Genomic DNA, 21,658 nt, shown 5'->3' with positions numbered 1-21,658 from the left:
CGCCGGAGACATCTCCGGCGTCTTTTTTTGCGCGGTCCCGCTTCCAAAAGCCAGCCAAGTCTACGCTTACCGTCGTCCCAGCACGAGCGCGGTGATCATCGGCAGTAGCAGCACCATGCCGGTGAACCTTGCAATCTGATGAGCGGCAACGAAGGCCGGGTCGAGATCGAGCATGAAAGCCAGCAGCGTCATGACTTCAAGACCGCCTGGCGCGTAAGCCAACAGCGCCTGGCCGAAGGGAATATCCATCAACGAAGACACGATCCATGCACCCAGAATCGACATCAGGAAAGCGGCGCTGAAGGCGGCAACGGACGCGCCGAGCACGCTCATGAACTGGCGGAAAGTCATGTTGGCGAAACGGCAACCGATCATCGCGCCCATCAGGATAAAGCACGGGATGACCATGTAGGCCGGCAGGACAAGTGTCCACGCGCCGGACGCGTTGAGGCCGGCACTCATGAAGAATGAACCGGTCATCAAGCCTCCGGGGACTCTCACCTTCAACGCCACAAGGCTCGCCAGGAGACACAAAGGCAGCCCGATTGCTATCTCGAACAGGCTGGAGACCTGCACGACACCACCCTCACCGTCCAGCGTTCCGCTGGTGGATACGACCGCGAAGGGCAAAATGGCAACCAGCACGAAAAGTCTCAGCGACTGGCTGGATGCGATCCTGGGAAGGTCAGCGCCCCGGTCTGTCGCCAGGGCGATCACATAAGACAATGCTCCGGGAATAGCGCCGAAAAAAGCCGTTTCCTTGGACCATTTCGCCCCAAAATGCAGGACCACGTATCCGGCAAGCGTCACGCAGACAACGACAATCAGCATCAACGCCATGGAGACCGGCCAGTCACCCATACGTTCCACGACATCCGGGCGCACACCTGCTCCCATGGAGACGCCGATGACGACGAAGAGCGCGTCACGCAGCGGATTGGGCAAGATCGTAGGGACGCCCGCCAGCGTGGCAACCGCCACAAAAACCATCGCACCAGAAAGCCAGGCCGCCGGCAGGTTCAGCAGATAAAACACGCCACCTCCCACCACGGCGATCAGGATCGTCAATGGCAGTCGTGTGGCGGTCGTGCTGAGGAAGGCAGAGTTCATGAGGTCCGTCTGGCGTCTGTTGGAGAATTCAGAACCACTCCGTACTATTGTTGATCGTTGCCGTCATGGTTGATTGCATAGATCAACATAAATGCTTTTCAGTCGATCCCGAACGAGGGAAGCCAGGACCGGCACCACGATGGCAGCTCTTCAAAAATCCACGCCAACAATTAGCACAGATCCGTGACACGCGCGCGGCAGAGAGTGAAACACGCTGGTAGCGTGCGTGTTTGCTCTCAGACCCGAATTTTTTCCGTCAATTGAAGCAATTCGTCGATTTCCGTCCCGCGAACTTGAGCGATGTCAAAGCTCCGGATCGCAATTGCCGGAAAGATGCCGCCATGACAAAAGATCCGCTTTCATATGCACTGCGCAACGTGCCGCGCTACACCAGCTACCCGACAGCACCGCACTTCCACGGCGGCGTGACGGCCAGGACGTATGCAGACTGGCTCGAAGCGATCAAGCCGGATGACAGCCTGTCACTCTATCTGCATGTGCCCTACTGCCGGGAGCTTTGCCATTATTGCGGTTGCCATACCAAGGCAACGCGCCAGGATGCGCCGCTGAAGACCTACGCAACGACGCTCGGACAGGAAATCAGTCTTGTCGCCGACCATCTGGAGTCTGCCGGACCGGTGCGTCACATCCACTGGGGTGGCGGTACACCCAGTCTTTTGCCGCGTCAGAGCCTCATTGACCTGACCGGTCTGATGCGCGTCCACTTCGATTTCGCCAAGGATCTGGAGCACGCCATCGAGCTGGACCCGAGACTGGTCACCGAGGAGCTCGCGGAAACTCTTGCACTGATCGGCATCAACCGGGCAAGCCTCGGCGTTCAGGACTTCGATCCGAATGTTCAGGAAGCAATCGGGCGGGTTCAGCCCTTCGAGATCGTTGCAAACGCCTCACGGTTTCTCAGGTCAGCCGGTCTTGATGCCCTGAATTTCGATCTCATGTACGGCTTGCCCGGACAGTCGCGCGAAACGATCCTGGACACAGTGGACAAGACGTTGTCACTTGCGCCCGGACGGATCGCGCTCTTCGGTTACGCGCATGTACCATGGATGCGCAAACACCAGCGACTGATCGACGAATCGACACTACCCTCAGCCGCCGAACGGCTCGAGCTGGCCGATCTGGCCAGAGCCGAGCTGCTGGATGCCGGCTACGTTGCAATCGGCCTCGATCACTTTGCACGTTCGGATGACAGCATGGCCATTGCGCTTGCTGACGGCTCGCTGAAACGGAATTTCCAGGGCTATACAACCGATCAGGGCGAACAACTCATTGGTTTCGGTGTGTCTTCCATCGGCAAGTTGTCCAATGGCTACATCCAGAACATGCCCGATGTAGGCAGCTGGCGGCGCAGCATCCTGTCGGGCGAGTTGCCGGTTTCCAAGGGACTGGCGCTTTCTTCGGATGACAGGATGCGCGGCCAGATCATCGAGGAACTGATGACCAACTATGCCTGCGACCTTACACCGGTCTGCAAAGGGCACGGACTGTCCGTTCAGGACCTTGGTGGTGCCTTTGATGCCTTGGAGGATCTGGTGACAGACGGGTTGGTGAAACTCGATTTCGGCACCGATGACGACGTAACGGTTTCCGTGACTGACAGTGGCCGTCCTTATGTCCGGCTCGCGGCTGCGGCTTTTGACGCCTATCTTGCGGAAAGTCAGGCAAGCGGCAAGGCAAGGCATTCCGCAGCGGTCTAGCGACAGCTGGCACAACGATCAGCCTGCGCGCGCGCCACGTACCGTAACCTCGATCAATAGCAGCACCGACGCGATCGCCAGGTAGGCTTCTTGTGACGTGAATGGCCTTTCTAATTCCAGGCACCAGTCGCGCGGCTTCAAAAGCCCCTTGAACTTCTGCAGCCTTGTCCGAGGTTCCTCCTCTCCCGGACGCAAGGCACGCCTTACGACACCAATGCAGGCCTCTTTGGAAACGAGCGCATAACTGTCCGGCCAGGACCCCATTACGGTTTCAAGTGTTTTCGTTGTCAGTTTGCGCGGATCCAAAACCCGGAAAAGCTCATTCTCAAGAACATCGCTCGCAAGCCACCCTTCCGTTCCGGTCGCGGCCACATTGCCGTTCTCCCGCTCCTCCTGCCCGGAGAGCTGCCAGCGCCTGTTGAGGATTTTGCGTTCGGGGGAAAGCGTTCGGCTGGTCGAATCCAGGACATTTACAATCTCGACCGGCTTGGCAATCGTCCTCTTGGAAAGGTCGCAACGAACAAAAGTTTGTTCATTCGCGTGGACATTGTACTGCTTGTGCGCGCCGCCATCGGGCACCGGCACCTCGACAAAACGAAGCGACTCTATCTTCATCACGACGACATCCGATTTTCACGAAACCGAACGCATTCTAGAGAATGAGCCCTAAATACAAGTTCCCGCGCGACCGGATCGAACCCGGTACTTGAGAACATGATTTAATTTCCGTTTCTTTGTTCGTGTCGCGCACCTGGAACAAAAAGGCTGCGAACGATGCGCAGCCTTTCGATAGATCAATGTTTTCGGTTCAGTGCATACCGGTCATCTGGCACAAGCTGCAGATCCGATTGAGATGGATCTTATCGGCCTTGTCTACACGAATAACCCCGCGGCGCTTCAGATCCGAAACCACACGGCTGACGGTTTCAATGGTGAGACCGAGATAGTCGGCGATTTCCTGCCGCGTCATGTGAAGCTGCAGATCAAAGCTGTCGTTCTCTTCATCCTGCGGACCGGTGCAGCCCAGACCGCCGCGGTCTGGAACAAGATGCATGAAAAAGCTGGCGACGCGCTCGACCGCCGATTTACGGCCCAGGAGAACCGCATGCTCGTGAAGAACACGCATCTGGTTGGTCAGGCACTTTGTCAGGGTTCTTTGCAGCTCGTCGGAGCGCTCGACTTGCCTCAAGTCGATTTCCTGAACGACCGAATCCGTCAGTGTTTCCGCCGTGCAGTCGTGTTCATTACCGTTGGCCAAGCCAAAAATGTCACCGGGACGAAGGACTTCCACGACCTGGCGGCGTCCGTCAGGGAGGAGTTTATAAAGCATCAGCGAGCCGCGAACGAGCTCATAAAGACGTTTTGCGTCGTCACCTTCGTAGTAAACGACGGCATGTGTCTCGTATTCAGACGTTTTGCCGCCGAATTCGGAGAAGCTTGCTTTGACCGGAGCGCATAGTGCTGCGCCGCCCGTCCTTGCGCCGGAGCCCTGACCTGTAACACTTGCTTCGAAATACGCCATCTTCCCCTCCTAAATGCGCTACCGCACCGATTAGGCTAATGGCAGTCCCTGTTGTGAATGACCCGATCGACCGATGGTCGACATGAGAAAACAAGGATTGCCCCAGGTTGCCAAAGCGTCCCGTCCGACGTTTGCAACTTGTAAGCCTGACTCTAGAACCAGGAATCCGTTGAAGAAATTCGGTCGACTGCGTAAGAGAAACTACATATGAGCTGAAACGACGCACGCGACAAAAGTCGTAGGGATGGCGTGCAAGCGAAAGCTAAAGAGCACCAACCTCAGGCCATCGCCGCCGTCAGCATCTCCAGGGACAAGGGCTTTCGCAAAACGGGCAGGTCATGCAGTTCGCGGGTCTGCCGGAGGATCTTGACGCGTGACTTTCCAGAGATGACGATAATCCTTGGCGGTATCGGCAAGCTCTTCAGTTCCTTGACAATTTGCGCTCCGCTCACGCCGGGGAGACCAAGGTCGACAATGACCCAGTGGCCGGCCGAGAGCTTCGCTTCGGCCAAGAATGTTTCGCCATCGAGGTAAATCCGGGGATGATGGTCCAGCTGCTCCAGCGCCACGGCGAGCGCATCGGCAACGGCTTCGTCATCCTCTACGATGTGAACAACCACGCAATCGGTTCCCGGTGTGCCGGCGAGATTGCCGGATCACCGTCTATACATACGCCAGAAACAGTGCGACGAATGTACGCAGAAATACGCCCTAAGGCATATTGCGGACAATTCACTTCCCAAAGCTAAGTAGATTTGCGTGTGTCATCCCGAAGCGGGATGACCGAGCACGATCCGGACCAGATCGGCCGCATTCCGGGCACCAAGTTTTTCCATGATGCGGGCTCGGTGGACTTCCACCGTGCGTGGGCTGATTCCGAGCGTTCGTCCGGCTTCCTTGTTGGAAGCACCATCCGTGATTTCCTTCAGGACTTCCAGCTCCCGGCGGGTGAGCAGCTCTGCGCCCTGAAAAGTCTGGGTGGTATCGACTTCCTGCCGCTGTTTCATGGCGGTTACGGCGTCTTTCACCCGCTCAAGAACGGATTCAGCTGAAAAAGGCTTCTCGATGAAGTCAAACGCGCCATTGCGAATGGCTTCAACAGCCATCGGAATATCACCCTGCCCGGAAATGATGAAAATCGGAGCCGGGTAATTCTCAGCATTCAGTGCCTTCAGGATTTCGATCCCGGAACGTCCGGGCATGTGGACATCAAGCATGACGCAGGCCGGAACGGACTTGCTCGCGGAATCAATGAAGGTGTCGCCGTCGGAGAACGTTTCAACGACATATCCCTCCATGTTGAACAGGACGGACAGCGCGTCGCGCACCGCAGGGTCATCATCGACGATATAAACGGCCTCTGCGTCTGGTTCCATTGTCATTCCGTCCCCAAAAATGTCTTCACTTCCTGTACGTCACGTGGCTTCATCCGGCAATTCTTCTCTCGGATGAACCGGCAACGTTAACAGAAACGATGCGCCGCTACCCGCCGGCGACGTTTCCAACTTCAAATCGCCACCATGGTTTTGAGCGATTGACCGCGAAATCGCCAGTCCGAGACCGACGCCTTTGTGTTTTGCCCCGGTAAAGGCCCGGAAAAGACCTTCAACGACTTCGGGAGGCACACCTGGCCCATTGTCCTGAACCCTGAATTCAAGCGTATCGTCATTCAGACGCACCGACAAAGACACATGTTTTTGATGCTGCTCGGCGACGGCTTCGCGTGCGTTCCGCAACAAGTTTACCAGTACCTGACGTATCTGAACCGGATCGGCCTGCAGCGGTGGCAATCCGGGTTCGACATTTGCGAACACATAAGCCTGATTTTCGCCACTGCCGAGTTGTGCAAGTTCCAGACAGGACTTGACGAGTTCATCGACATCGACCGTCTGCCGTGCCGGTGCCTTTTTTTCCACCAGCTGCCGCATGCGCTGGATGATGTCACCGGCCCGTTCCGCCTCTCGGACAGCCTTTTCGATGACCGACAGGATCAACGGATCCATCGACTCGTCCGTTTTGGCCTTGCGCGACACGGATTGCAGGTAAAGGAGCACTGCGGTCAAAGGTTGATTGAGCTCATGCGCGATGGCCGCACCCATTTCATCGAGTGCGCTCAGCCGTGTCATGTGCAGAAGTTGCGCCTGGGCCTTTGCAAGTCGGTCCTCGATCTGCTTTCGCGAACGCAGGTCTCTTAGAATGCCGATGAACTGGCGCCCGTAAGGCGTATCGGCTTCGCCGACGGACAGCTCGATGGGGAACTCGGTTCCGTCCTTGTGCCGTGCGCGCACTTCCCGACCGATCCCGATAATCTTTTTCTCGCCCGTGTCGATATAGTTTTTGACGTAGGTGTCATGCTCGCGGGCGTATTCTTGCGGCATGATCTTATGGACGTTCCGGCCTAGCAGGTCGGCCGCCTCGTAGCCGAACAGGTCCTCACAGGCCTTGTTGTAAGCCAGGACCAGGCCACGCTCGTTGATGACGATGATGCCGTCTACCGCCGTGTCGAACACGCTCGCAAGGCGGGCCTCTGAAACAGCGGCCGTTTCCGCTTCACGATCAATTACACTGTCGTCCGCCATTAAGGCACCCAAATGGAAATCACGTCCATTCAAGGTTTAAGGGGTTTCACGTAGACCAGCAACCCGTCATATGCCTAAATCTCTGGAAGCCAAGCGCTAATTCGCCGCACCGCGTCTTCCAGCTGAGCCGGGTCACGGGCGTAGCAGAGGCGGAGAAATTTCTCGCCTCCTGGGCCGAACGCCGTGCCCGGCGCAAGACCGACACCGGTCTGGCGAACAAGGTCAAGCGCGAACCTTCTAGTATCCGCGACGCCGTCGATGCAGAAGAACAGGTAAAAAGCGCCGTCAGGCGGCACCACGTTGACCCGGTCGATCTCTTGCAGTCCGTTCAGAACGATGTCTCTACCTTCTCGTGCGCGCTCAATCTGGGACGCCAGAAACGACTCGCCCTCGGTAAGCGCAGCCACCGCTCCCCACTGCAGGAAAGCAGGCACGCCCGACGTCGAATACTGTACAAGATTTTCAATAACTTGACCGACAGCCGGCGGCGCAGAGATCCAGCCGACCCGCCACCCGGTCATGGCCCAGTTCTTGGACATGGAATTGACGAAGATGATGCGATCGTCTTCTTCAAAAAGGTCGTAAAATGATGGCGCCCGCCGGCCCTCGCCATAGTAGTAGAGTGCGTAAATCTCGTCGGCGATGATCCAAAGGTGATGTTTGCGGGCAAGTTCCAGATATTCCTTCAGAAGATCTTCGGAGGCGACCCACCCGGTTGGATTGCTCGGTGAATTCAAGAACAGCGCGGCCGTGTTCGATGTGATCGCAGCTTCGATATCCTCGATGTCCAGGCTCCAGCCGGCATTGCTTTCGCACAGCTTGACGGGAACGCTCCGCGCGCCGTGGATTTCGATCGCAGCCACGATGTTTGGCCATGAGGGTGATGGCGTAATGACGTCGCGCCCCGGATCAACAACAGCCTGAACAGCAAGCTGAATCGCCTGCATTCCCGACCCGGTGACAAAAAACCGCTCAGGTGAAAAGGAGCGGTTGAAAACTGCCTGGTGGTAGTCTGCCAAGGCTTCGCGCAGCTCCGGGATACCACGCTGGTAGGTGTAGAAGGTCTCCCCCCGATCCAGCGAGTCCTTTACCGCCCTGTTGATAAAGTCAGGTGTCGGAAGGTCACCCTCTCCTGCCCACAATGGGATCAGGGATTCGTGATGCCTTCCGGCGTTGACCAGTTCGACTATGCCGCTTTCAGGCGTGTTTCTTGCGCCCTTGCTCAATCGCTGAATCAGGTCGGACAACTCTTGTTTCCCCTCAATGACATTCGAGCGCAAGTTAGCGTGTTTGGACTGAAATGTTTCATGAAACCATGTGAACAAGACTTCACGGACGTTGATCGGTTCCAACCCATTGCAAACCGGTCCATAATCAGCACGAGGCCTTGGTCGCAAGACGAATGGACAGATCGCCGCGGCTGTGCTCCGATCAAGCAACGCAGCGGGACAGACAGCTGCAACACCGGTCGGGAGGACGGTAAACCAAAAGATGCTGCATGGATGGATCGTGATATTGGCCGCAACGGCCTATATCCTGCTGCTCTTTGCCATTGCCAGCTATGGCGACCGCATGAAGCGCCGTACGTCTTCACGTGCAGGCGGGCGCCCGTTCATCTACGCTCTGTCGCTTTCCGTCTATTGCACGTCGTGGACCTTTTTCGGTTCGGTCGGCAACGCCACCCGGAATGGCGCGGAGTTCCTGACGATTTATATCGGGCCCCTTCTGGTGTTCGCGCTCGGATATCCGCTGCTTCGCCGGATCATCCAGATATCGAAAACCGAGAGCATCACGTCGATCGCCGACTTTATCGGTGCGCGGTACGGAAAGAGCCAATCCGTCGCGGCCCTCGCAACCATCATCGCCGTCATCGGCGTGATCCCCTATATCGCTCTTCAGCTCAAGGCGGTGTCGTTTTCGGTGACCACGATGGTCGGACCGCTTATGTCCCAAGGGTTTTCCTTTGCACCGTTCTTCAACGACCTCACGCTTCTCATCGCCCTTGGCATGGCCATATTCAGCTGGGCATTCGGCACGCGGCACATTGATGCGACCGAACACCAGGAAGGCCTCATGCTTGCAATCGCGACGGAGGCGATCGTCAAGCTTCTGGCGTTCCTCGCGGTCGGCATCTGGGTAACCTACTGGCTTTTCAGCGGTCCGTTCGACCTCGTCCGGGCAATCTCCGAAGCTCCCGAGGTTGCCCAGATTTTCGAGCAGCCCATCAATGTGAGCAACTGGATGATCCTCTCGGTGTTGTCCGCTTTTGCCGTATTGATGTTGCCGCGACAGTTCCACGTGACGGTTACGGAAAACAATTCCGACGAGGAACTCAAATGCGCCACGTGGCTGTTCCCGCTCTATCTCGTCCTCATCAACCTGTTCGTGATCCCGATCGCGGCGGCCGGGATGCTGCGGTTCGGGCAGGATATCAATCCTGATACCTATGTTCTGGCCCTGCCGATCGATGCCGGGCTGGATTGGCTAGCCCTGTTTGTCTTCATCGGCGGGCTATCGGCGGCGACCGCCATGGTCATCGTCGCGACCGTTGCGCTCGCAATCATGATCTCCAACGACATCGTCGTCCCGCTGTTGCTGCGCCGGCACAGCGAAGCAGAGCTGGTCAATACCGGCGGGCAGGACATGAGCCGCCTTCTGCTGACGATCCGCCGTCTTGCGATTTTCGCAATCCTTCTGCTGGCGTACGCTTATTACAAGGCCGCCGGCGACACTGCGGCGCTGGTGTCCATCGGGCTCTTGTCCTTCGCCGCGATCGCGCAATTTGCGCCGGCATTCATCGGCGCGCTGTTCTGGCGCCGGGCAACCTCGCTCGGCGCGCTCGCCGGCCTGAGCGGCGGTTTCTTGTTTTGGGCCTATACGCTTTTGTTGCCAACCTTTGCGCAATCGGGGCTGATTTCCGTCGGCTTCCTGACAACCGGGCCCTTCGGCATCGGGTTCCTCAATCCGCAATCGCTCTTCGGCATAGACATTGATCCCTTCATCCACGGGACGCTCTGGAGCCTTACGGTCAATGTCCTTCTTTTTGTCGGTTGTTCCTTTTTGCGAAAGCCGCTTCCGGCCGAAACGCTGCAGGCCAATGTGTTCGTGCCTGCAGAATTCACCCCTGCTCCGAGCCTGCGATACTGGCGGACGTCGGTAACGGCAGGCGACCTCCAGTCGACGGTTGCGCGCTATCTCGGCGAGGAGCGCACGGAGCGCTCGTTCAGCAGATTTGCAGGCGAAAGGGGGATCTCTCTAGATCCGAACACGCTAGCCGATGCCAATCTGCTGCGGTTTTCCGAACAGCTGCTGGCCAGCGCCATCGGCGCAGCCTCTTCCCGCCTCGTCCTGACCCTGATGCTGAAGCGGCACGACCCGTCAACCAAAGGCGCGGTGAAGCTTCTCGACGATGCGTCCATCGCGATCCAGTACAACAGGGATCTGCTGCAAACGGCGCTCAATCAGGTCCGTCAGGGCATCGGTGTGTTCGACCGGGACCTGCGGCTGATCTGCTGGAACCGACAGTTCCGCGACCTCCTGGGACTTCCGGCCGAGTATGGTCAGGTGGGCACGACACTCGATGCCATTTTGCGTTTCAACGCAGAGCGCGGCGAACACGGGCCAGGACCTGTCGAAGCAATCGTCGCAGACCGGCTCGAAAAGCTCGTTATTGTTCAGGAAACCTTCCAGGAAAAACTGGCATCCAACGGCACAGTCTTTGAAGTCCGCATCAGCCCGATGCCCGATGGCGGCATCGTGACAACCTATACCGACATCACCGAGCGTGTTCTGGCCGAAGAAGCACTTGCGCGTGCGAACGAAACGCTGGAGCGGCGCGTGCGTGAACGCACGGAAGAGCTCACCCATGTCAACGAACGCCTTGTCGAAGCGACGCGCGAAGCCGAAGAAGCCAATTTGGGCAAGACACGGTTTCTGGCCGCAGCAGGACACGACATTCTGCAGCCTCTCAATGCCGCCCGCCTCTACTCGTCCGTTCTGGTCGACAAGCTGAAGGCCAGCGATGACGGCGATCTCGTCCGTAACGTGGAATCGGCCCTTGAGTCTGTCGAAGACATTATCGGGGCCGTCCTCGATATTTCCCGCCTTGACACCGGCGCCTTGAAACCGGAACCGACAGTGTTTCGCCTCGACGAACTCTTGCGCGGTCTAGCGCTCGATTTCCAACCGGTCGCCCAGGAAAAGGGGCTGGAGCTCAGAATTGTGCCGACGTCGGTCTCGGTGCGGACCGATCGCAGGCTGCTGCGCAGGCTCTTGCAGAACCTTGTCTCAAACGCGCTGAAATATACCCAGAAGGGCAAGGTGCTGGTCGGCTGCCGGCGGCGTGGAAACCGTATCCTCGTCGAGGTCTACGACACCGGGATGGGCATTCCAAAGAGCAAGCAAAAAGCCATCTTTCATGAGTTTCACAGGCTCGACGACGGTATGCGCGTTGCCAAAGGTCTCGGGCTTGGCCTGTCGATCGTCGAACGCATCAGCCACGTACTCGACCATCCGGTGGATCTTCGTTCGGAGGCCAACAAGGGCTCCTGCTTCTCGGTCGAATTGCCGCGCTCCGCCTCAATGCCCGATGCCATACCGACAAAGCAGGCGCCGGCTTCCGTTGGCAATCTGGATGGCCTGTGCGTCGTGGCCATTGACAATGAACCCGATATTCTCAGCGGCATGCGCCATCTGTTGACCAATTGGAATTGCACGGTGGTCACCGCCGCGGACGATCAGGAAGCTGCGGCGCTGTTGAACAAGGCGGGGCTAACGCCGGACGTGATCCTGGCCGACTATCACCTGGACAACGGCACGGGGATCGAAGCGATCATCAAGCTGAGATGGAAGTTTGGCGGCCATCTTCCAGCGATACTGATCACCGCCGATCGCAGCCGCCCCGTGCGGGCAGAAGCCAGCGAGAAGGATATTGCGTTCTTCAACAAGCCGGTCAAACCCGCCGCATTGCGCGCGCAATTGGCCCGTTGTCACGCAGGACAGGCGGCAGAATAAGGCGGATGGAAGCGCCCGCGCTCAGGATGTGGAGGAAAGTGCCTGGGTGTCTTGCGGCGGCGTGCCGGAAACCTCGCCCTGCCACTCATCGGTTCTGACTTGCGTGATCTTCATCGGATTGGGGTGCGGTTTTCCGAAGAAATAGCCCTGTAGAGTATCGCAGCCCAGTGTGCGCAGCGCATCGACCTGGAACTGGCGCTCGACCCCCTCGGCGGTGACCTCCAGTCCGAGATTGTGCGCAAGGGCGATCACAGCAGAGATGATGGCAAGACCGTCGCTTCGTTCACCGATTTCATCCACGAAGGACTTGTCGATTTTGATCTTGTCGAATTTGTACTGGCGCAGATAGGACAGTGACGAATAGCCCGTGCCAAAGTCGTCGAGCGAAATCTTGATGCCCAGGTCCCGCAATTTCGCCAGTTTCTCCGGCGCCGAACCGAAGTCGCGCAAAAACACGGATTCGGTGATTTCGAGAACCAGACGCTCAGGGGGAAATCCGGTCTCATCGAGCACGGTTTCGATGTGCCCGACAAGGTTCGGGTCTATGAACTGAACCGGTGACAGGTTGACCGCAACGCTCTCCAACTCGGGACACTGTGCGGCTGCTGTGCAAGCCTTTCTCAAGACCCAGTTTCCAAGTTGCAGAATGAGGCCGGCCTGTTCCGCGATCGGAATGAACGTGTCCGGGGTGACTTCACCGCGCGTCGGGTGGAACCAGCGGACCAATACTTCGCTTGAGACGACCTTACCGGACCGCGCATTTACGATCGGCTGGAATTCGACGCTCAGCTTTCCGTACTCGAAAGCCTCGCGCAAGTCCGCTTCCAACTCGCGGCGTTCACGCACCTCGCGCTCCATGTCGCTTTCGAATGCAAGCGCACGGCCACGCCCGCTTTCCTTGGCCTTATAAAGTGCAATATCCGACTTGCGCATCAGGTCGTCGACGGTGTCGCCCTTGTCGCGCAGGCGCGTAAAGCCGACGGTCGCGCCAATTGCAAAGTCACGTCTGCCAATCCTGAAAGGCTTTCGGGTCACATTGACAAGTTCTTCGGCAAACGCACCGGCGGCCTGATCGCTAACAAAGCTTCCCAGCGCCGCAAATTCGTCACCGCCGAACCGCGCCAACACAGTCCTGCCCTCGCTGAGCGCCGTGAACCTGGCAGCCACCTGCTTCAACAGTTCGTCGCCCGCCGGGTGGCCGCTGGTGTCGTTGACGACCTTGAAATTGTCGAGGTCGATCAGAAACAGTGTCAGGGTGTTCTGTCCGGACCTGACCTGATCCGCAAGCAGGCTCTCCGCCTCTTTCAGGAACCAGCTCCTGTTGCCGATACCGGTCAGTGAATCGTGTTCGGCAAGATGCGAAACCAGCTCGCTGGCGCGGCGGGTTTCGGTGATGTCGGACGCCACACCGCGGTAACCGGCCAGAGACCCGTGATCGTCATAAACCGGTTTTGCCGACAATGACCACCACCGTTCCTCCTCGTTGACGGTCAGCCCGATAACGGCGTCGCGGAAGGACTTTTGCAGATCAATCGACTTTTCCAGCGCGTAGACGGCTCGCCGTGCCTGGTCATTGTCAAGCGAGTAGGCAAGGTCAACCATGCGCATCGATTCCAGCTGCGCCCGATTGCGCCCGCTCGCGTGCAGGAACCGGTCGGAGACATTGCGGAAATTCCCGGTGCTGTCGGTTTCCCAGATCCAGTCACTCGACGTCTCCTCGAATTCGTTCAAGAGGAGTGCGATCAACTCACCGCGCTGCTCAAGCTCGGCTTCGGCAAGAAAGTGCGATGTGAACAGCCAGCCCGCAGCTGTGGTGCTGCCGACGACGATAAAGGCGTAGCTTGTCAGCAGGAACAGGAGCGGCCACATCATCACGCTTTGGTCGATCACAAGTGCGGTGACGGCAGCTGCGTAGAGAATGGCTACCCAGCGAAACGCTGCCTGCGGCACCGTCGCAAGTGCAAAGCCGCCGCCGCAGATCATGCCCGTCGTGACGCAGGAGGCAATCCAGATCGCGTTCAGGTTACCACTGGCAAAGGCCGCAATCGGAACGACTGCCCAAAGCGCGCTCAATATGGTTGCATGGCGTACGGCAGCGGACAGTGCTCCACGGGAGGCCAGTTCAATCGGCGAGCGTTTCGAAAGCAGCCACTTGACCGTCGTCACTGCCATGAGGCTAACGACTGCGCACAGCCACGCAACCACGTAGGGGGCAGGAAGCTCCTGCGCCAGAACCGGTGTTACGACAATTGCGTTGACGATATTCGCCAGAACGGTGAGTGGCGTGAGACGGGCAATGCTCGAGATCTGGGCCGCCCGAACCCTGCAGGCGAGATACTGCTCGACAACGGGATGCCCGAAGGCAAGCAGCAGGGCCCTATCCGGACTGGAGCTGGATTGCTCGCGCGCCTCCGCTGCCGCAGACTTTAGACGGGCCCCCGGTGACACAAACGCCATAAAGATCGTCTTTAGGATCAGTCTCCAATTGGCGCCGGGCCGCATCTCGTCTCCGCATCTGCTACTCTTTACTGTGTGCGCCACAGCTCAATCAGTCACAGTGCTACAACCATTCCCTGAAATTCCGGTAAAGAGGCTTCGCGGATTTTTGGAATTTTCTGAAACATTTAAAGAATTTAGAGCTAATTTCCGTTTACCTTAACAAACTCGGTCCTGCCGCATCAGCCGGATGAAAAAACAAAACGGCCGGAGTGTCCAAGCACTCCAGCCGCCTTGTCAGAAGTCAGTTTGATAGCTCACGCACCGACGTCAGGCGCCGGCTGCTTCCTGCTCCTCGCCCCCAAGCTGCCATTGCCCGGCTTCGATCTTGGACGCTGCGATAACGGCCTGTGTACGGCTTTCGACACCGAGTTTTTGCAAAATCGCTGAAACGTGCGCCTTCACGGTCGCCTCCGACACAGACAGCTCATAGGCGATCTGCTTGTTCAGCAAACCTTCGGACAACATCATGAGAACCCGAACCTGCTGCGGTGTCAGTGTCGACAGGCGCTGTACAAGGTCGTCGCTGCCGTCATCGGCTTTCAGATCGACATCAGGCGGGGTCCACATGTTGCCCGACATGACTTCGGAGATCGCCTGGCGGATAACTTCGATGCCGTGCGACTTGGGTATGAAACCGGATGCGCCGAACTCTATCGCGCGCCGGATCGCCTGCGGCTCCTCATTGGCCGAAACGACAACAACGGGAACGCCGGCATATTGCGCGCGCAGATACATCAAGCCCGAGAAACCCCGCATCCCCGGCATGGTCAGGTCAAGAAGGATCAGGTCCGCGTCGCCATCCTGCTCCAGGCGTGCCGTGACGTCTTCGAGAGCTCCCGCCTCTTCGATGGACGCCTCGGGATACTGCGATTCCAGTGTCTGACGGAGCGCTCCTCGAAACAGGGGGTGATCATCTGCGATTATGAATCGATACGAAGTCGACGACACGTTGCTTTTCCTCCCTCAACGGTCATTTTTCCCGCCTTGCCAACCCGGCCATGCCGAGCGCTCCGTTCGTCGTATGCGCTTCCAGACTTGTTTTTGGCTTCTCGGTTCGCATTGCGGCCTCTTCGAAGTATGTTTGCATCATGGGTTGCACGCAAGTCAAACAATGCTTTTGCTCCACATATGCACGACTTGCAGCCCCACTGCGCGCTTCAAAAACGGTATTTCATTGTATCAAGCGGCATCTCGCGCAATAGAACGCTGCAATAGATCTCTTGTGACGCAGTGCAACTACCAGTTTAATTTCAAACTTCCGCAGCGGTGTCAGTTCTTGTGTTAATAATCCGGCCGCCAGCAAAACAATTTTTTCCACAGACTGCATTTCTTATTGATAATCTTTCAAAAGAGAGCAACTAATAAACTTGAACGACTTTTCAAAAACTAATTAATCACTGAGCATACGAATTTACAGAATGACCATTAAAGCCACTCTATTTTCATTTGTGAATCGCTGGGAATGCGACGAAAACGATCATCTAAACGTTCAGTTTTATTTCAGCCGCTTCGAGGAAGCCGATCGCCAGTTTCGGCTGATGTCTGGTCTGGGCGAAACCCTCGTCGGTGCCCGGCGCGTTCGTCATGTTCGCTACCACAAGGAACTTCGGACCGGTGATCTCATCACCGTGCATTCCAGCGTTGCCTTTGACGGCCCGCATATGCTGACCGTTGTTCACGAAATGCGGGACGGAACCACCGGAACCCTGGCCGCAACGGCCCTTGACGGATACGAGCCCAGCCCGAATTCGGCCAAACCCTTGCGTCAGCGCTTCAAAGAGTTTCAAACGCCCATGATTTCTGAAGCCGCTCCGCGCGGCATTCAGTCGGGACCCGCTGGTCTGCGTACCTCCCTTTCCGGCCTTTTGTCACAAGGCGCAGAGATTTGTTATCGGGGAACCGTTTTGCCACGCGACATAGGACCCGACGGCAGGGCGGACGACCAATATGCCCTGTCGTGCTGCACCGACGGTGTTCCGCATGTCTGGCAGCGCACGCCGATGGACCATGCCTACCTGACAGAAAACGGGTTCGGCCGCGTTGCCGCCGAAATGAAACTGACCTGGGCAACACCTCTTAAATCCGGTGATGCAGTCGTGGTCGCAACAGGTTTCACCAGCGTCGGGCCCAGCACGTTCACCATGCGGCATCATTTGTTCGAAAGCCGCACGTCCCGGCTTGCAGCGACCCTGGATGTTGTTGCTCTGACGATGAACTTGTCGACCCGCAAGGCGGTCCGTCTGCCGGAAGACGCTCACGCCGGTATTTCAAAAATGCTGATCGACTGAGCCGCAAAGCGCTGCGACGCGGATTGTCGCCCCGCGCAAGGCACTTTTCGTAAGACTTGATCAGCAGCAACCGAGTGACGCCCTTTATTCCGGAAGGGCTCTAGTTGCCCTCGCCGTCGAAATCCTTTTGCAGATCACGAACCATGCCGAAGAACCGCCGCATGGCGCTTTCGGTGAACGAGAGCACACGCTCGAATTCTTCGTCTTCCTCGGTCCATCTTGATGTTTCATTTCCGCTTCCGGATTCGGGCCGTTTCAAGACCGATCCCGGCGCTTGAGGCGATGCGTCGGGGTCGTCGCCCTCAATCTGCTCAAGGCGCGCCTTCAGTCGGTCGACTTCTGATGCCAGTTCGTTGATTTCGGCAAGGTAGGCTTCTTCAGCCAGTGGTACCGGATTGCATCGCCAGGAACTGTTCTGCTTTCTGCAAATCGACACGGTGCCGTTTTGCTTGTCGACCCGGAGAATGTCGCCATCCGCCTCAACCAGAGAAAACCGGTCCGGCTGTCCCTCGGTCACGGCGTCCGCATCTTCAGTTACGATCTTCAACCCGGCATGCGCAGTCGCTGCAAACAGGAACACTGCCGCACCAGCTGCCAGGAACGAAAGAAAAGTCGTCTTGCGCATTGTCATTGGATCTCTCCGAATTCCGGACCAAGACTTCGCCAGTCACGCCGCGAAGCCTTGCAGGATCTGAATGCCACAATTCCATGGCCAAAGCACGACCAATCGCATTTGCGCGAACCGATTGCCCATATGGCACCAGTCGGGTTATTCGCTGGCGGGGAGTAATGCCTCGAGTGTTTCAATACGGTCCGCCTCCGCTGACGGTTTGTCCCAACGCAGTCTCGAGATCCTCGGAAACCGCATGGCGACGCCCGATTTATGGCGACCGGAGCGGTTCAGGCCTTCGAAAGCGATCTCAAGCACGAGCCCAATGTCCTTGTTGTGCGTGACTTCGCGGACCGGACCATAGCGATTGATGGTGTTGTTGCGCACAAACCTGTCAATTTCCCGCAGTTCTTCGTCGGTAAATCCGAAATAGGCCTTTCCGACCGGAACGAGCTCCTCGCCCGCTTCCGTCTGACGCCAGACGCCAAAGGTGTAGTCGGAATAAAACGAGGACCGTTTCCCGTGTCCTCGCTGGGCGTACATGAGAACCGCATCAACGAGAAACGGTTCCCTTTTCCACTTGAACCACAATCCTCTCGGGCGTCCGCTGACATATACGGAATCCCAGCGTTTGAGCATCAAGCCTTCAACGGCCTCCGCATTGCCGTCCTCAAGATGTGGTTGCGGGTCGGATCTTGCGGCCGCGATTGCCTCCCAGTCACTCACCGCGACCATGGGAGACAATTCGATGCGCGGGTTGGAGAGCGATTCAATAAAGGCTTCCAACCGTTTGCGCCGCTCGGAAAACGGCAACTCCCGCAAATCCTCATCCTTGAGGTGAAGAAGGTCATAGGCCCTGATGGCCGCCGGATAGTCTTTCTGCAGCTTGGGGCCGGCGCTCTTGCGATTGAGACGCTTTTGAAGGTCGGAAAACGGCCTGATTTTTCCGTCACTTACGACCAGCAATTCCCCGTCGATGCACGCATCGAAATCCAATACGTCAACTATGTCGGGAAAAGACCTGGAGATATCCTCGCCTGTCCGGCTGTAAAGGCGGCGGACGATTTCACCACTGGATGTCCCTCCGGCAGACGCCTGAACCCGAATGCCGTCCCATTTCCACTCGACCGCAAAGTCGGCCGCTGCCAGACCTGCGGGATCCCGATCCTCGTCCAGAGGATGCGCAAGCATGACTGGCCGGAATGGCGCCGGGTCCTTGTTGTCGGGTCGTTCCGCCTTCCCTTCCGCCCAGGCGAAGAGGTCTTCATATGGCGGAGCCAATCCGTGCCAGACCTCTTCCACCTGCGCAACCTCAAGCTCACCAAGGCGGGCAAGTGACGTCTTGGCAAGCCGCGCGGAAACACCGACACGCAATCCACCGGTGACCAGCTTGAGAAGTGCCCACCTTCCGGTTTCGTCGAGCCTGTCGAGCCAGTCGGTCAGAAGCCGGTGCACATCGGATTTGCCGGCAAGATCAAGTGCGGTTACGACTTCGGAAAGCGCCAACTCCTCACCAGGTCGATCGGCGTCCAGGCCCTCAGGAGTGGGCCACATCAAGGCGATCGTCTCGGACAGATCGCCGACAAAATCATAAGACAGCGAGAACAGCTGCGGATCCGTTTTGTCGCTGATCAGCGCCCTCAGAACCGCTGGTTTGGCATTCTTGAAGCTGAGACCACCTGTGAGCGCCGCCAGGGCGTAACCTCGGTCCGGGTCGGGTGTTTCCCTGAAATAGCGCACCAGCAGCGCTTCCTTGGCGAGGCGCCGGGGTTCCAGTGAAAGCCTATCCAACAATGCTGAGAATGCGCGCATTGGCAAAAAAATACCGGGAAAGACCCGTGGGGCAAGTCTTTCCCGGAAATTTGCGTCTCAGCAAACCTGCGCCGAGCCGCCTTTGTTTTCTTTATACCTCAGTGAATTAGGCTGCCGCGTAGCTCAAATTGTCTTCCGCGCGGTACTGAAGCCCGACGATGCCATCCTTCTCCCACCTGATTTCCATCGGGAACCGATCCCCTGCGTGGTCTTCGTAGGTCACGTGCATACCTATGACGACGCCTTCAAAGGACGTCACGCCGACGCCGCCTTCCGAACTGTTGACCAGATTGGTCACGATCGCGTCGCCTTCGGCGGTGATCAGCCTGATCTTCTGCCCCATTTCCTGTTTGCGGGACGCCCGACGGCGTTCCTCGACATCCTGGGTCATTTCCAGAAGGAAGCCCTCGATCCCTTCTGCCATCTTGTCCGCGACTTCCTTGACTTCCCCGGAAATGCGATCGACCGTTTCGGCCTCGCCTGCAGTCGTCTGGATTGCCTGATCGACACTCTCAGCACTTTGAACAGCGTTGCTTGTCTCGCTCGCGGCCATGGTGATGCTCTGAGAAATCTCCTGGGTTGCGACGCTTTGTTCGCCAACCGCTGTCGTGATTGCACCGGTCACTTCGCTGATCATCTCGATGGAACCGGAAATCTTTCGGATGGAGTCGACCGCTTCATTGGTGAGGCCCTGAACGGAAGAAATCTGGCTGGAGATCTCCTCTGTTGCCTTCGCAGTCTGTGTCGAAAGTTCCTTCACTTCCGCCGCGACGACCGCGAACCCCTTGCCGGCTTCCCCTGCCCTGGCTGCTTCAATTGTTGCGTTCAGCGCCAGCAGGTTGGTTTGCTCCGCAATCGCCCGGATCATCTCCACGACCGTGCCGATCTTCTCAACCGCATCGGCGAGGCTTGAAACATTTGCATCGGTGCGGTGCGCCACACCGGTGGCATCGTCAATAACCGCGTTCGCCCGGTCCGCCTGGTTCATGATTTCCTGGATCGCTGCAGACATTTCTTCGGCTGCAGCGGCCACGGTCTGCACGTTGTTCGACGAGGAAGAAGATGCATCCCGGGCCTGTGTCGCGGCGCCGGATGCGTCCTGCGATATCGAGCGAACGCGGGCTGCAATATCTGTCATGGACCCGGTTTTGTCGTGGACTTCGCCAGTTACGCTTTCCATGAGGTTCCTGAACTTGCTGATCAGGGTCTCGACATGGTTCTGGCGCATACGTTCGCGATCCCGCTCCTTCGCAGCTTCACCCTCAAGGGTTTGCCGGATACGGGCGTTTTCCTGGAAAACCCCGCCCGCACGGGCAAGATCACCGATGGCGTCACTGCGATCCGCATAGGGCATCGCAAAGTCAACGTCACCCTTGGATATCCGGACGAGGTTATGCGTGAGGTTTGCCAGCAATCCATTGACGCTGCGAAGCTGCCAGATACAGATCGCAATCGTGACGAGGATGACCCCAAGCGTCTCGGCGATCACAAAATTAAGGTGATTGTTTGCGGCGCTTGCCAGTTCCTGCGCGCGTGCTTCCGCAGCCTTGAGCATTCCGAGCGACGCTTCACGGATCAAGTTCAACCGTTCCGTCGCCTTTCCAAACCAGACCGAGCCTTCGATGCCCAGCCCGTCCTTGGTTTCGGGAAGCGAGCGCAACACCTTGCGCCATTCCATGACCTGATCCACCGCAGGGCCGGACACGATCTGTTTGTATGCTTCCATCTCCTTCGGGGTCGCAACCCTGTTGAAATTGTTCAGGAACGCGGTTTCAACCGACAACCGGTCGAAGTAAGCGAGAAAACGGTCGTTTGGCACGTCTCCGGTTTTGCCGACGATGGTGAAGAGCTGCCCACCAATCGCGCGTTCAAGTCCGCCTGCTTCGATCGCTTCTGTCAGGAGCAGGAACGGGGTCATCTGCTCGGCATATTCGGGGTCAGCACTGGCGTTCTGAGCCGCCTGGACGATTGTAATGAGGTCGCGGATCTTCCCGGAATAGAAAGCAAGGTTTTTCTTGCCGTCCGCAGCTTCATTGTCAATTGCAGTCCGGTGCGCAGCGACCGCGTCCAGGCCTTTGACTGTCGCGTGCACTTCGTCGAGAAGTTTCTTGTTGCTGACATCGAATTCGGCGACCGTGTTGCGCAGATCATCCAGCGCCGTGTTGGTGGCTTGCCTCTGGCTGTTAAGCAGGTCGCGTGCGTTGTCGCCGTACCCGGAGGCCAGCAGAACCGCAGTCCTGCCGCGCTCCTTTTGAAGTTCGTGCAATACCGCTTCGGACTTTTCCGCAACCAGTGCGGTCGGGTAGATGTCCGACGCAATTTTACTTTCATTTAGAGCTTCGTTGAACGCGATCAGACTTGCGACCGCATAAGCAAGCAATGGGACGATCGCCAGCATGGCAATCTGCATGCGAATCGATTTCAACATTAGGAACCCCCAACCACGAGAATTGGGAGAATCTAAGCTCCGGTTCGGTTAACAAACTTACTAACCAGAGCGAGAAAAA

General features: G+C 57.6%; 15 protein-coding genes. 3 read left to right on the top strand and 12 right to left on the bottom strand.

What is annotated here, in order from left to right; genetic code table 11:
* Nucleotides 1-66: 66 nt before the first annotated feature.
* On the bottom strand, nt 67-1,110 hold the full coding sequence (locus RBB47_RS03840) for an AbrB family transcriptional regulator (protein WP_305984421.1): 1,044 nt from the start codon (nt 1,108-1,110) through the stop codon (nt 67-69).
* A gap of 341 nt (nt 1,111-1,451) precedes the next feature.
* On the opposite strand from RBB47_RS03840, the gene hemN reads away from it, so the two are divergent.
* Nucleotides 1,452-2,828: an oxygen-independent coproporphyrinogen III oxidase gene (gene hemN / locus RBB47_RS03835; RefSeq protein ID WP_305984420.1), complete on the top strand. Its 1,377-nt coding sequence runs from the start codon at nt 1,452-1,454 to the stop codon at nt 2,826-2,828.
* Nucleotides 2,829-2,846: 18 nt separating this feature from the next.
* Here the strand turns inward: hemN and RBB47_RS03830 are convergent, their stop codons facing one another.
* The 6 genes from RBB47_RS03830 to RBB47_RS03805 all read right to left on the bottom strand — a co-directional run bounded on the left by RBB47_RS03830 (nt 2,847) and on the right by RBB47_RS03805 (nt 8,176).
* Nucleotides 2,847-3,446 carry a hypothetical protein gene (locus RBB47_RS03830; protein WP_305984419.1) on the bottom strand — a complete coding sequence of 200 codons (600 nt, stop codon included), beginning with the start codon at nt 3,444-3,446 and terminating at the stop codon, nt 2,847-2,849.
* 190 nt (nt 3,447-3,636) lie between these two features.
* Nucleotides 3,637-4,350, bottom strand: coding sequence for a helix-turn-helix domain-containing protein (locus RBB47_RS03825; protein ID WP_305984418.1), 714 nt, complete (start codon nt 4,348-4,350; stop codon nt 3,637-3,639).
* A 278-nt stretch (nt 4,351-4,628) separates the two neighbouring features.
* Complete coding sequence (locus RBB47_RS03820; RefSeq protein WP_305984417.1) at nt 4,629-4,970, bottom strand: response regulator; 342 nt, start codon at nt 4,968-4,970, stop codon at nt 4,629-4,631.
* Nucleotides 4,971-5,114: 144 nt separating this feature from the next.
* On the bottom strand, nt 5,115-5,732 hold the full coding sequence (locus RBB47_RS03815) for a response regulator transcription factor (protein WP_305984416.1): 618 nt from the start codon (nt 5,730-5,732) through the stop codon (nt 5,115-5,117).
* 33 nt (nt 5,733-5,765) lie between these two features.
* Nucleotides 5,766-6,929, bottom strand: a complete 1,164-nt coding sequence (locus RBB47_RS03810) for a nitrogen regulation protein NR(II) (RefSeq protein ID WP_305984415.1) — start codon at nt 6,927-6,929, stop codon at nt 5,766-5,768.
* Between the two features lie 74 nt (nt 6,930-7,003).
* A complete protein-coding gene (locus RBB47_RS03805; RefSeq protein ID WP_305984414.1) occupies nt 7,004-8,176 on the bottom strand; it encodes a pyridoxal phosphate-dependent aminotransferase in 1,173 nt (390 codons plus the stop codon).
* 244 nt (nt 8,177-8,420) lie between these two features.
* Between RBB47_RS03805 and RBB47_RS03800 the strand changes: the two genes are divergently transcribed.
* Nucleotides 8,421-11,942, top strand: coding sequence for a PAS domain-containing hybrid sensor histidine kinase/response regulator (locus RBB47_RS03800; RefSeq protein ID WP_305984413.1), 3,522 nt, complete (start codon nt 8,421-8,423; stop codon nt 11,940-11,942).
* 21 nt (nt 11,943-11,963) lie between these two features.
* Here the strand turns inward: RBB47_RS03800 and RBB47_RS03795 are convergent, their stop codons facing one another.
* The gene (locus RBB47_RS03795) at nt 11,964-14,399 is read right to left on the bottom strand and encodes a bifunctional diguanylate cyclase/phosphodiesterase (protein ID WP_305984412.1); all 2,436 of its coding nucleotides are present in this window, start codon (nt 14,397-14,399) and stop codon (nt 11,964-11,966) included.
* Between the two features lie 309 nt (nt 14,400-14,708).
* A complete protein-coding gene (locus RBB47_RS03790; RefSeq protein ID WP_305984411.1) occupies nt 14,709-15,389 on the bottom strand; it encodes a response regulator transcription factor in 681 nt (226 codons plus the stop codon).
* 470 nt (nt 15,390-15,859) lie between these two features.
* On the opposite strand from RBB47_RS03790, the gene RBB47_RS03785 reads away from it, so the two are divergent.
* Nucleotides 15,860-16,729, top strand: a complete 870-nt coding sequence (locus RBB47_RS03785) for a thioesterase family protein (protein WP_305984410.1) — start codon at nt 15,860-15,862, stop codon at nt 16,727-16,729.
* Nucleotides 16,730-16,829: 100 nt separating this feature from the next.
* On the opposite strand, the gene RBB47_RS03780 is transcribed toward RBB47_RS03785, so the two are convergent.
* The 3 genes from RBB47_RS03780 to RBB47_RS03770 all read right to left on the bottom strand — a co-directional run bounded on the left by RBB47_RS03780 (nt 16,830) and on the right by RBB47_RS03770 (nt 21,579).
* Nucleotides 16,830-17,360 (bottom strand): hypothetical protein, encoded by a 531-nt coding sequence (locus tag RBB47_RS03780; RefSeq protein WP_305984409.1) that lies wholly within the window; start codon nt 17,358-17,360, stop codon nt 16,830-16,832.
* Nucleotides 17,361-17,498: 138 nt separating this feature from the next.
* Nucleotides 17,499-19,151, bottom strand: coding sequence for a cisplatin damage response ATP-dependent DNA ligase (locus RBB47_RS03775; protein ID WP_305984408.1), 1,653 nt, complete (start codon nt 19,149-19,151; stop codon nt 17,499-17,501).
* A gap of 106 nt (nt 19,152-19,257) precedes the next feature.
* Nucleotides 19,258-21,579 carry a methyl-accepting chemotaxis protein gene (locus RBB47_RS03770; protein WP_305984407.1) on the bottom strand — a complete coding sequence of 774 codons (2,322 nt, stop codon included), beginning with the start codon at nt 21,577-21,579 and terminating at the stop codon, nt 19,258-19,260.
* Nucleotides 21,580-21,658 lie beyond the last annotated feature (79 nt).

Origin of the sequence: Roseibium sp. MMSF_3544, assembly GCF_030732845.1 — a bacterium.
GTDB lineage: Bacteria > Pseudomonadota > Alphaproteobacteria > Rhizobiales > Stappiaceae > Roseibium.
Note: the sequence above shows the minus strand (reverse complement) of the source record. Positions and strands in the feature narration are given on the sequence as shown.